The organism is Streptomyces sp. NPDC096310 (assembly GCF_044763125.1).
In the GTDB taxonomy this organism is placed as follows: Bacteria; Actinomycetota; Actinomycetes; order Streptomycetales; family Streptomycetaceae; genus Streptomyces.
The window spans coordinates 1-11056 of the sequence record NZ_JBIWFO010000007.1 but is presented as its reverse complement, the minus strand read 5'-3'; the positions used below and the strand labels follow the sequence as shown (position 1 = coordinate 11056).

At 70.0% G+C, this 11056-nt stretch carries 12 protein-coding genes; 8 read left to right on the top strand and 4 right to left on the bottom strand.

All coding sequences use genetic code 11. The features are described 5' to 3' along the window. Positions 1-10 precede the first annotated feature (10 nt). From ACIQ7D_RS16140 to pstB, 5 genes are all read left to right on the top strand, one after another. Positions 11-514, top strand: a complete 504-nt coding sequence (locus tag ACIQ7D_RS16140; protein WP_403937944.1) for an NUDIX hydrolase — start codon at positions 11-13, stop codon at positions 512-514. A 325-nt stretch (positions 515-839) separates the two neighbouring features. Beyond that, positions 840-1979 (top strand): phosphate ABC transporter substrate-binding protein PstS, encoded by a 1140-nt coding sequence (gene pstS, locus ACIQ7D_RS16135; protein WP_403937942.1) that lies wholly within the window; start codon positions 840-842, stop codon positions 1977-1979. A 163-nt stretch (positions 1980-2142) separates the two neighbouring features. After that, positions 2143-3135 carry a phosphate ABC transporter permease subunit PstC gene (pstC, locus tag ACIQ7D_RS16130; RefSeq protein WP_403937940.1) on the top strand — a complete coding sequence of 331 codons (993 nt, stop codon included), beginning with the start codon at positions 2143-2145 and terminating at the stop codon, positions 3133-3135. Next, on the top strand, positions 3132-4214 hold the full coding sequence (gene pstA / locus ACIQ7D_RS16125; protein ID WP_403937938.1) for a phosphate ABC transporter permease PstA: 1083 nt from the start codon (positions 3132-3134) through the stop codon (positions 4212-4214). Before pstC ends, pstA begins: the two co-directional genes overlap by 4 nt. Before the next feature lie 52 nt (positions 4215-4266). Further along, the gene (pstB, locus tag ACIQ7D_RS16120; protein WP_384923807.1) at positions 4267-5043 is read left to right on the top strand and encodes a phosphate ABC transporter ATP-binding protein PstB; all 777 of its coding nucleotides are present in this window, start codon (positions 4267-4269) and stop codon (positions 5041-5043) included. A gap of 222 nt (positions 5044-5265) precedes the next feature. Here pstB and ACIQ7D_RS16115 read toward each other — a convergent pair whose 3' ends face one another. Together ACIQ7D_RS16115 and ACIQ7D_RS16110 are read right to left on the bottom strand one after the other, a co-directional pair. Further along, a complete protein-coding gene (locus tag ACIQ7D_RS16115; protein WP_403937937.1) occupies positions 5266-6264 on the bottom strand; it encodes an anion permease in 999 nt (332 codons plus the stop codon). A 5-nt stretch (positions 6265-6269) separates the two neighbouring features. Continuing rightward, positions 6270-6890 carry a DUF47 family protein gene (locus tag ACIQ7D_RS16110; protein ID WP_329824694.1) on the bottom strand — a complete coding sequence of 207 codons (621 nt, stop codon included), beginning with the start codon at positions 6888-6890 and terminating at the stop codon, positions 6270-6272. Positions 6891-7106: 216 nt separating this feature from the next. Here ACIQ7D_RS16110 and ACIQ7D_RS16105 point away from each other — a divergent pair, with 216 nt between their 5' ends. After that, positions 7107-7508, top strand: coding sequence for a metal-sensitive transcriptional regulator (locus tag ACIQ7D_RS16105; protein WP_403937935.1), 402 nt, complete (start codon positions 7107-7109; stop codon positions 7506-7508). 142 nt (positions 7509-7650) lie between these two features. On the opposite strand, the gene ACIQ7D_RS16100 is transcribed toward ACIQ7D_RS16105, so the two are convergent. After that, on the bottom strand, positions 7651-7869 hold the full coding sequence (locus ACIQ7D_RS16100) for a hypothetical protein (protein WP_403937933.1): 219 nt from the start codon (positions 7867-7869) through the stop codon (positions 7651-7653). Positions 7870-8025: 156 nt separating this feature from the next. After that, on the bottom strand, positions 8026-8850 hold the full coding sequence (locus ACIQ7D_RS16095) for a hypothetical protein (protein ID WP_403937931.1): 825 nt from the start codon (positions 8848-8850) through the stop codon (positions 8026-8028). Between the two features lie 129 nt (positions 8851-8979). On the opposite strand from ACIQ7D_RS16095, the gene ACIQ7D_RS16090 reads away from it, so the two are divergent. Together ACIQ7D_RS16090 and ACIQ7D_RS16085 are read left to right on the top strand one after the other, a co-directional pair. Continuing rightward, complete coding sequence (locus ACIQ7D_RS16090) at positions 8980-9189, top strand: hypothetical protein (RefSeq protein ID WP_403937930.1); 210 nt, start codon at positions 8980-8982, stop codon at positions 9187-9189. 128 nt (positions 9190-9317) lie between these two features. After that, complete coding sequence (locus tag ACIQ7D_RS16085; protein ID WP_403937928.1) at positions 9318-10940, top strand: FAD-binding oxidoreductase; 1623 nt, start codon at positions 9318-9320, stop codon at positions 10938-10940. Positions 10941-11056: the final 116 nt, after the last annotated feature.

The window sequence follows — 11056 nt, the reverse complement described above, 5'->3', positions numbered from 1 at the left end:
GGGGGACCCGATGACCCAGGCGACCGACGGTACGAACGGGACGGGCGGGACGGGCGGGACGAGCAGGACTGGCGGGACGAGCGGAACTGGCGGGCCGAAGGGCCGGGGAACGGTCCTGGCGGCGGGGTGCGTGCTGTGGCGCCGCGCCCCGTCCAAGGACGACGGCGTCGAGATCTGCCTCGTGCACCGGCCCAAGTACGACGACTGGTCGCACCCCAAGGGCAAGCTCAAGCGCGGCGAGAGCGCCCTGGCCGGTGCGGTCCGCGAGGTCCTGGAGGAGACGGGCCACCACTGCGCGCCGGGCGTCCGCCTGGACACCGTCCACTACCTGGCCCAGGGGCGCCCCAAGGAGGTCAGCTACTGGGCGGCCGAGGCGACGGCCGGCGTCTTCGTGCCCAACAGCGAGGTGGACCAGGTGCTCTGGCTGACCCCGGAGGCCGCCCGCACGCGGCTGACCCAGCCACGCGACCGAGCCCTGGTGGACGCGCTGCTCGACGCCCTGCACGCGACCTGACCCGGAGGCCGCTACGGCCGCCGCACCTCGAAGTGGAAGCAGCCGTACTCCACGGCCCGTACGTGCACCCCCTTTCCCGGCACGCCGGCGGCATTCGGACACCGAGAACGGACGGGCCCCCACCTCCGCACAAGTCGGCCGGAAATCGCACCCCAGGGTGTCCGACGAGGTTCACCTTCCGTTCACTCCCTTCCGTCGGCGGCTTCACCTGATCTGCCTAATTTCGGCCTTACACGGTGACGGTTCAAGCGCCGCACCGGCCACCTCGTCGCACGCCGCCGTACAACAGGTCAGACCGGCGGCTTCTGGAAGGAACACCCGAAAAGTGAAGCTTCAGCGCAAGAACGGGCTGCGCGCCACCGCGCTCGGTGCCCTCGCCGTCTCCGGCGCCCTGGTTCTCACGGCGTGCGGTTCGGACAACAACAGCGAGAGCACCACCGGCGGCAGCGGCACGAAGTCCAGCGCCGCCTCCAGCGCGGTGTGCAAGGACGCCAAGGGCCAGTTGCTCGCGTCCGGCTCCAGCGCGCAGAAGAACGCCATGGACCTCTGGGTGAAGAACTACATGGCGACCTGCTCCGGTGTGGAGGTCAACTACAAGTCCTCCTCCTCCGGCGAGGGCATCGTCGCGTTCAACCAGGGCTCGGTCGGCTTCGCCGGTTCCGACTCCGCGCTCAAGCCCGAAGAGGTCGCCGACTCGAAGAAGATGTGCACGGACGGCGGCCAGGGCATCAACCTGCCGATGGTCGGCGGACCGATCGCGATCGGTTACCACCTGGAGGGTGTGGACAGCCTCGTCCTCGACGCGCCCACCCTCGCCAAGATCTTCGACAGCAAGATAAAGACCTGGAACGACCCGGCGATCAAGGCGCTCAACCCGGACGCCAAGCTGCCGAACAAGCCGATCCAGGCGTTCCACCGCTCCGAGGACTCCGGCACCACGCAGAACCTCGGCAAGTACCTCGGCGCCACGGCCTCCTCCGACTGGAAGTACGAGGCCGAGAAGAAGTGGCCCGCCCCCGGTGGCCAGGCCGCTTCCGGCTCCGCCGGTGTCGCCACTCAGGTGAAGCAGGTGGACGGCGCGATCGGTTACTTCGAGCTCTCGTACGCCACCTCGCAGAAGATCTCCACGGTCAAGATCGACACGGGCGCCAGCGCCCCCGTCGAGGCGACCTCGGAGAACGCCTCCAAGGCCATCGCCGCCGCCAAGGTCAAGGGCACCGGCAAGGACCTGGCACTCGACCTCGACTACGCCACCAAGGCCGACGGCGCCTACCCGATCGTCCTGGTGACGTACGAGATCGCCTGCGACAAGGGCAACAAGCCGGCCACGCTCGCCACGATGAAGTCCTTCCTGACCTACACCTCCAGCGAGGACGGCCAGAAGCTGCTCTCCGAGGCGGGTTACGCCCCGATCCCGGCCGAGATCAACGCCAAGGTCCGCGAGACCGTCGCCTCGCTCTCCTAGCCGGACCGGCCTCCCCGTACCTCGTGCGGGAGGGCCACGTACCTCAGCTCCACGGTGACGGCAGCCGGCCCGGCGCACTCCTCCGGGCCGGTGGCCGTCGCCCACCCCATCCGGTGCACCGCCGCCAGGGGAGCCGGCGCTCCCCCACACAGACCGGAAAGACATGGCTTCCACCACACCGATAGACGTTCCGCCGGCCCCGCCGGCCGACCCCCCGTCCCGCCCCTCCACGGGCCGTGCGGGCGACAAGATCTTCTCGGGCCTCTCCAGGGGCTCGGGCATTCTGCTGCTCGTCCTCATGGCGTCGATCGCCGGGTTCCTCACCTACCGCTCGGTCATCGCCATCTCGCAGGACGAGGGCAACTTCCTCACCACCTTCGACTGGAACCCCTCCGCGAGCCCGCCGGTCTTCGGTATCGCGGTCCTGCTCTTCGGCACGATCGTCAGCTCGATCATCGCGATGGTCATCGCGGTTCCGATCGCTGTCGGCATCGCCCTGTTCATCTCGCACTACGCGCCGCGCAAGGTGGCCTCTCCCCTCGCGTACGTGGTGGACCTGCTGGCCGCCGTGCCGAGCATCATCTACGGCATCTGGGGTGCCGTGGTGCTCGTGCCGTATCTCGGCGGCCTCAACAGCTGGCTCGACGAGTACTTCGCGTGGACGTACATCTTCGACCAGACGCAGCCCGGCGTCGCCAGGAACATGCTCACCGTCGGCATCCTGCTGGCGATCATGATCCTGCCGATCGTGACCAGCGTCAGCCGGGAGGTCTTCCTCCAGGTCCCGCGGATGAACGAGGAGGCCGCGCTCGCGCTCGGCGCCACCCGCTGGGAGGTCATCCGGCTCTCGGTGCTGCCCTTCGGGCGCTCCGGTGTCATCTCCGCCTCCATGCTGGGGCTCGGCCGCGCGCTCGGCGAGACGATGGCCGTCGCCACGGTCCTCTCCCCGAACTACCTGATCTCGCTCCACCTGCTCGACCCGGGCGGCGGCACGTTCGCCCAGAACATCGCGGCGAAGTTCGACGAGGCCGACGAGCTGGGGCGCGACGCCCTGATCGCCTCCGGTCTGGTCCTCTTCGTCCTCACCCTGCTGGTGAACGGTGCGGCCCGGCTGATCATCGCGCGCCGCAAGGAGTACTCGGGGGCCAACGCATGAGCCACGCGACCATCCAGGACACGCCGACCCCGCTGCCGCCGTCCGGCGGCCGGCGCGGCAGCCTCAGCCAGCGGAGCCTGCCGCGCTGGGCCCCGGCCGGCTTCGCCGCGATCGGCGTGCTCATCGGCGCCGGCATCGGCGCGGGCGCGGGCCTGAACAGCAAGGTCCAGTGGGGCCTGATCGCCGTCGTCGCCTTCCTCGTCATCTCGTACACCGTCACGACGGCCGTCGAGAACCAGCGCCAGGCCAAGGACCGGCTCGCCACCAGCGTCGTCTGGGTGTGCTTCGTCCTCGCGATCATCCCGCTGTTCTCGCTGCTGTGGACCACGATCGTGCGCGGCGCGAAGGTCCTCGACATCAACTTCCTGACGCACTCCATGGCCGGGGTCCTGGGCTCCGAGGCGAACGGCGGCGTCTACCACGCGCTGATCGGCACGCTGGAGCAGGTCGGCATCGCCACGGTGATCGCCACCCCGATCGGCCTGCTCACCGCCGTCTACCTGGTGGAGTACGGCAAGGGAGGGCTCGCCAAGGCGGTGACGTTCTTCGTGGACGTCATGACCGGCATCCCGTCGATCGTCGCCGGTCTGTTCATCCTCTCGCTGATGCTGATGACCAAGACCGAGCCGTCCGGCCTGATGGGCTCGTTCGCGCTGACGATCCTGATGCTCCCCGTCGTGGTCCGCTCCACCGAGGAGATGCTCAAGCTCGTACCGAACGAGCTGCGCGAGGCCGCGCTCGCCCTCGGCGTACCGAAGTGGCGGGTGATCCTCAAGGTGGTCCTGCCGACCGCGATCGGCGGCATCACCACCGGTGTGATGCTCGCGATCGCGCGTATCGCGGGTGAGACCGCGCCGATCATCCTTCTCGTCTTCGGCAGCCAGCTCATCAACAACAACCCCTTCGAGGGTGCCCAGTCGTCGCTGCCCTTCTACATCTACGAGCAGTACAAGCTCGGTGAAGTGGCGTCGGTCGACCGTGCGTGGGCGGCAGCGCTGGTGCTGATCGCGTTCGTGATGATCCTCAACCTGGTGGCGCGCGGTATCGCCCGCTGGAAGGCCCCGAAGACCGGCCGCTGAGGCCCGAGACCCGGCTCCGCCGCGCGGAGCCACGAAAGAAGCAGTGGTTGTAATGGCCAAGCGCATCGACGTCAGCGGACTGACCGCCTTCTACGGCTCCCACCGGGCCATCGACGACATCTCGATGACCGTCGAGCCCCGCTCCGTGACGGCCTTCATCGGCCCGTCCGGCTGCGGCAAGTCCACCTTCCTGCGCACCCTGAACCGGATGCACGAGGTCACCCCGGGTGGCCGCGTCGAGGGCAAGGTGCTCCTGGACGACGAGAACCTGTACGGGACCAACGTCGACCCGGTCGCGGTACGCCGTACCGTCGGCATGGTCTTCCAGCGCCCGAACCCCTTCCCGACCATGTCGATCTTCGACAATGTCGCGGCCGGGCTCCGGCTGAACGGCACCGTCCGCAAGAACGAGCTGGCGGACGTCGTGGAGAAGTCCCTCAAGGGCGCGAACCTCTGGAACGAGGTCAAGGACCGCCTGAACAAGCCCGGCTCCGGACTCTCCGGCGGCCAGCAGCAGCGGCTGTGCATCGCCCGCGCGATCGCGGTCGAGCCGGAGGTGCTGCTGATGGACGAGCCGTGCTCGGCGCTGGACCCGATCTCGACGCTCGCGATCGAGGACCTGATCGGTGAGCTGAAGGAGCGCTTCACGATCGTCATCGTGACGCACAACATGCAGCAGGCGGCGCGGGTCTCGGACCGTACGGCCTTCTTCAACCTGGCGGCCGTCGGCCAGCCCGGCAAGCTCATCGAGATAGACGAGACCGAGCGGATCTTCGCCAACCCGTCCGTGCAGGCGACGGAGGACTACATCTCCGGCCGCTTCGGATAGGCCCCGGACGGCCGTTCCGGACGGACACGTTCCGGAACGTTCCGGACGGACACGTTCCGGACGGACCGGCCTGGCGACACAGACGTCCTGCGGTGCTGCATGGCGGTGCCACCGCAAGACGAAGGGCCCGCCCCCTCTCCCAGGGGGCGGGCCCCATCACGTGGTACGCGACCGCGCCGCGCACCGACCGTACGGAACCGCGGCGGCGGTACGGACCGGGCGTCAGCCGAAGGCGAGGTTGACCAGCCAGAAGCTGACGGCCGCCACCAGCGCCGCCGCGGGCATCGTGATGAACCAGCCAAGGATGATGTTCTTGGCGACACCCCAGCGGACCGCGTTCACCCGCTTCGTCGCCCCCACACCCATGATCGCCGAGGTGATGACATGCGTCGTCGAGATCGGCGCGTGGAACAGGAACGCCGAGCCGAACATGATCGACGCCCCCGTCGTCTCCGCCGCGAAGCCCTGCGGCGGGTCCAGCTCGATGATCTTCCGGCCGAGCGTCCGCATGATGCGCCAGCCGCCCGCGTACGTACCGAGGGAGAGCATCAGCGCGCAGACGATCTTCACCCAGACCGGGATCTCGTCGCCGGAGCCCTCGACATCGGCGATGACCAGGGCCATCACCACGATGCCCATCGTCTTCTGCGCGTCCTGGAGGCCGTGCCCGAGCGCCATGCCCGCCGCCGAGACGGTCTGGGCTATCCGGAAGCCGCGCTTGGCCTTGTGCGGGTTGGTCCTGCGGAACATCCACATGATCCCGACCATCACCAGGTAGCCCACGACCAGACCGATGACCGGCGAGACGAACATCGGGATGACGATCTTCTCCAGGACACCGCTCCAGATCACCTCCGTACCGCCGGCGAGCGCCGCGCCCACCATGCCGCCGAACAGCGCGTGCGAGGAGGAGGACGGCAGCCCGAAGTACCAGGTGACCAGGTTCCAGACGATCGCGCCGACCAGCGCCGCGAAGAGGATGCCCATCCCCCGCGAGCCGTGCGGGGTGGCGATCAGCCCTTCACTGACGGTCTTGGCGACGCCCTGCCCCAGGAACGCGCCCGCGAGGTTCATGACGGCGGCCATCGCGAGCGCGGCACGCGGTGTCAGGGCCCGGGTGGAGACCGAGGTCGCGATCGCGTTCGCGGAGTCGTGGAAGCCGTTGGTGTACGTGAAGCCGAGCGCGACACCGATGGTCACGATCAGCGCAAAGGTGTCCACGTGGTTCAGGACTCCTTGACGGCGATGGTCTCCACCGTGTTCGCGACGTGCTCGAACGCGTCGGCGGCCTCTTCGAGCACGTCGACGATCTGCTTGAGCTTGAGTACTTCCATCGCGTCGTACTTGCCGTTGAAGAGATGGGCGAGCAGCTTGCGGTGGATCTGGTCGGCCTGGTTCTCCAACCGGTTGACCTCGATCCAGTACTCGGTGAGGTTGTTCATCGTCCGCAGGTGCGGCATGGCCTCGGCGGTCAGCTCGGCGGCGCGCGCGAGGACCTCGATCTGCTGCTCGACACCCTTGGGAAGCTCTTCGACGTTGTAGAGGACGACCAGGTCGACGGCCTCCTCCATGTAATCCATGATGTCGTCGAGCTGGGACGCCAGGTTGTAGATGTCCTCGCGGTCGAACGGCGTGATGAAGGAGGAGTTGAGCTGATGGAAGATCGCGTGAGTGGCGTCGTCGCCCGCGTGCTCCGCTGCCCTCATCCGCTCCGCGATCTCGGCCCGGGCGGAGGAATCCGCACCGAGGAGTTCCATCAGGAGCTTGGAGCCCGTGACGATGTTGTCCGCGGACGCGGCGAACATGTCGTAGAAGCTCGTCTCCCTGGGGGTCAGACGAAATCGCACGTGGGGTCCTCGGGTTACATGGATTCGGTCAGAGGTGATGCTAGGCGCATCATCCGGCCACAGCTAACCGGCACCCCAGTGTCACTCATGGGTCAAGGAGATGAGCACAGGGCCCTGCCCCAAGGCTCACAGACGGGTACCATATACCCACGTGGGGTATATCACCCTTTTCGGGCGGCGCACACGGAGCGCACAGAACACCAGCAGGAGGACGCGATGACGACCACAGAGGCGGCCGGCGCGGCGACGGGCGGCGCGCCCTCCGTGACGAACACGACGTCCGCGGCGAGCGCCCCGGACGCGACGCCGGTGACCGAAACCGATCACGACCGCGGGGTGCACGGCTACCACCACCAGAAGGGCGAGCACCTCAAACGACTGCGCCGGATCGAGGGCCAGATCCGCGGCCTCCAGCGCCTGGTCGACGAGGACGTCTACTGCATCGACATACTCACCCAGGTCTCCGCGTCGACGAAGGCGCTCCAGTCCTTCGCCCTCCAGCTCCTGGAGGAGCATCTGCGGCACTGTGTGGCCGACGCCGCGGTCAAGGGCGGCGACGAGATCGACGCGAAGGTGGAGGAGGCGACGAAGGCGATCGCCCGGCTGCTCCGCACCTGACCGGCGCCCTGGCCCTGGCCCGACACAGACCCTGGTCGGATACGCGCGGGGGTTACGGATACGCCCTGATCAGGAACGCCCTGGTCAGGCACCTCCTGGCCAGGCACCTCCCGGTCACGTACCTCCCGGCCGGGTACGCGGCTCACTCGGAGCAGGGCTCCCGCCGGCGGGGGCCCCGCGCCGGCTGCGGGTGGCGCGGCGGCGCCGGGCGCTCGGCCCGTACGTTCAGCACCTCGTCGATCCGGTCCGGGCTGAGCCGCTCCCCGTCCGTCGCGGACGCCGCGATCATCAGCTCGCCGCACCACTCGATCTCGGCGAGGGCCACATGGTCGTGAACGGTCGGCGTACGCACCAGAGCCACGTGCTCTCACCTCTTCCTGCCGGTCCGTCCGGTCCCGCCGGTCTCGGCTTCCTAGCGTAGGGAGGGTGATACACACCGCGCATGGCACGTCCGGACCATTTCCGTCTTGGTCCTCCTCGGTTACGGCTTGATCTGATCTTGCCGCCCCCGCACCGCTCAGGTCTTGATCTCTCCGCTGAAGATGTCGTCCTCCGGGGGCAGCGTGACCGTGACCCGCTCCCCGAACGCGTACAGCAGCGTCGTCGAGGCGACCTCGACCGGCTGCCCCTGGTTGAGATAGCTGAAGCGGTGCCGCACCTTGCGCAGCCGCCCCGCCTCGTCGAGATACGCGTCGAACGGCACCGCGTCCGCGCCGAACCCTCTCGCCGCGGCGGCCAGCGCCCCGCGCGCGTCCGCCGACGCCGCCTTCGCGGCACGGCCCAGATCGGAGACCCCCCGGTAGTGCCAGACCCGCACCCCGGCCAGATCCTGCTCCCCGACAAAGGTGATGTCCCGGGCAGCTCGCAGCAGTTCCGCCGAGGTGAGGGGATCCGTCACCCCGCCGGTGACGAGATTCCCGTCCTCCAGGGCCGTCGCATCGACCCTGACCCACTTGTCGGAAGGCACCCCGGCGCCGCGGTTCTTCATGTAGAGGACGCCCGGCGAGAGCAGTTCGGTGATCGGTCGGTGCTCGCTCGCGCCCGCGGGGTCCCGGGGCAGGACGACCTGGAGCCGCCCCCTCCTGCGGCCGAAGTCGTAGCCGCCCTCGCCCCTGATGGTCACACGGGTCCCGCCGGCCGCCATCTCCATGGACGTACGGGCCTTCGAACTGCCCGCGACCCGCAGCGCGTCGGCCGCCTTCCGCACCGCTCCCGGGTCGCTGCCCGGCCGGTCGTCGGCCGCCACGCCACCGCTCGCGGAACAGCCGCCGCCGGCCACGACCCCCGCCACGGCCAGCGCGGCGAACGCCGCTCCTCTGTGTCCGTGCTGCCGCACCACCATCGCCTGCCAACCCCCAACGCGTGACCGCCGATTGTTCCGAAGCCCACCCGTTCCGGATTAACGACGTGCCCCGTTCCCCGTCACGCCGCACCGGGTCACGGAGCGCGGACTCACCGGTACGGTGGAGAGGTGAGCGAGCACGACGTCTCCGAACCCCCCACCGCCCTCTCCGCCCCACCCTCCGCGTCCCCCACCGCGGTGCATACGGCGTCGACCGTCGAACGCGGGTCGTTCTGTCTGGCCCGCTGCACCTGCGGCTGGTCGGGCCCGGCCCGAAGAGCCCGCGACCGTGCCCGTACGGACGCCGCCGCCCACGCCGGGGACAGCGGCCACCCCTGAGCCGGCGGCCACCCCGCGGACGCCCCGCGCTGAGACTCCCGCCACCCGGTGGAACCCGCCACACCCCGTGCCCCGTCCTGTACTCCGACGGATCGCCATGGGGACGCGGTCATCGGGAGGGGGCGTACATGGAACGGCGCACACTGCTCACCGCCGCGGCCGGCCTGGCGGCCATGACGACGGGCTGTTCGGGCACTGGAAGCGGTACGGAAGGCGGTACCGGAAGCGGTACGGACGACGCCGGGGCCGGGTCCGGGAAGACGCCGGGCCGCTCCGAGCCGTCACCGTCCCGGCCCGCTTCCGTGGCCGCCACCGCGGCCGGCCCGAGCTGGGCCGCGCTCGCGCGGGGGCTCGACGGCGGTCTCGTACGGCCCGGGGACGCCTCGTACGCCACGGCCCGGCAGCTCTACAACACCCGCTACGACGACCTGAGGCCCGCCGCCGTCGCCTATGTCTCCGGCGAGGACGACATCCGCGAATGCCTCGCCTTCGCGCGGACGCACCGTACGCCCGTCTCGATCCGCGGCGGCGGCCACTCGTACGCGGGCTTCTCCAGCGGCGACGGCCGGCTCGTCATCGACGTGAGCCGGCTCGACTCGCTCACATACGCGGCCACGGAGACCACGATCGGCGCGGGCGCCCGGCTCTCCGGCGTCTACCGCGCGCTCGCCGCCCACGGCCGGACGATCCCCGCCGGATCCTGTCCCACGGTCGGCGTCGCCGGGCTCACCCTGGGCGGCGGCCACGGCGTCACCTCCCGCGCCTACGGCCTCACCTGCGACAGTCTCCTCTCCGCGACCCTCCTCACGGCCGACGGCAAGCGCCTGACCGCCGACGCCCAGCGGAACGAAGACCTCTTCTGGGCGCTGCGCGGCGCCGGGAACGGCAACTTCGGCATCGTCACCGAGCTGCGCTTCCGTACCCACCCGGCGCCCGGCGTCGTCGTCGCGAACGCGAGCTGGCCATGGGCGAAGGCGGACACGCTGCTCGCCGCCTGGCAGACATGGGGGCCCGAGCAGCCGGACGAGATCTGGTCCGCCCTCCATCTCTCGGCGGGCCCCGGCGGCGTGACGCCCACCGTCTCCCTCTCCGTCCTCTCCCTCGGCACCGAGCAGGACCTCAAGAACGCCATCGACCGGCTCGCCGACGGCCCCGGCGGCCCCGGCTCGGCGCGCTCCGTCTCCGTACGCCGCCGCGGCTACGAGGAGGCCATGCTCGGGTACGCGGGCTGCGCCGGCTACACCGAGGAACAGTGCGGCCTGCCCGGTACGCTCCCCGGCCGCGACCCCGGGGGCGCGCTCGGGCGCGAGACATACGCCGGGGCCTCCGACTTCTTCGACCGCTCGCTCTCCGCCGCGGGCCGGCGCGCCCTGACCGGCGCGGTCGAGGGGTTCACACGGCTCCCGGTCTCGCAGGCCGGCGGCGGGACGATCGCGCTCACCGCGCTCGGCGGGGCGGTCAACCGCGTCGATCCGGCGGCGACGGCCTTCGTCCACCGGCGCTCGCGGCTGCTGGCGCAGTACATCGGCGCGTGGCGCCCCGGAACTCCGGGTACGGAGCAGCGCGCCTGGCTGAAGAACGCCCGCGGAGCGATGCGCCGCCACGCGTCGGGCGCGGCCTACCAGAACTACGCCGACCCGACGCTGACCGACTGGCGCTCGGCGTACTACGGAACGGCGGCGGACCGGCTGACCCGGCTGAAGAGCCGCTACGACCCGGACCGGCTCTTCGACTTCCCACAGGCGCTGTAGGCCCCGTACGGGACTTACGTGTCTGGACGAGTCATTCCGAAGTAGCGTCGTCCGCCCCTTGGGGCGGGCGGGGAGGTGTCAGGTGCACCGCACTCGCTGCGCTCGCTCCGTCTCGG

Coding starts and splice junctions, on each gene's coding strand:
- pstC (WP_403937940.1), top strand. CDS start 2,143: ATGGCTTCCACCACACCGATAGACGTTCCGCCGGCCCCGCCGGCCGAC.
- ACIQ7D_RS16140 (WP_403937944.1), top strand. CDS start 11: ATGACCCAGGCGACCGACGGTACGAACGGGACGGGCGGGACGGGCGGG.
- pstB (WP_384923807.1), top strand. CDS start 4,267: ATGGCCAAGCGCATCGACGTCAGCGGACTGACCGCCTTCTACGGCTCC.
- ACIQ7D_RS16105 (WP_403937935.1), top strand. CDS start 7,107: ATGACGACCACAGAGGCGGCCGGCGCGGCGACGGGCGGCGCGCCCTCC.
- ACIQ7D_RS16095 (WP_403937931.1), bottom strand. CDS start 8,850: ATGGTGGTGCGGCAGCACGGACACAGAGGAGCGGCGTTCGCCGCGCTG.
- ACIQ7D_RS16085 (WP_403937928.1), top strand. CDS start 9,318: ATGGAACGGCGCACACTGCTCACCGCCGCGGCCGGCCTGGCGGCCATG.
- pstA (WP_403937938.1), top strand. CDS start 3,132: ATGAGCCACGCGACCATCCAGGACACGCCGACCCCGCTGCCGCCGTCC.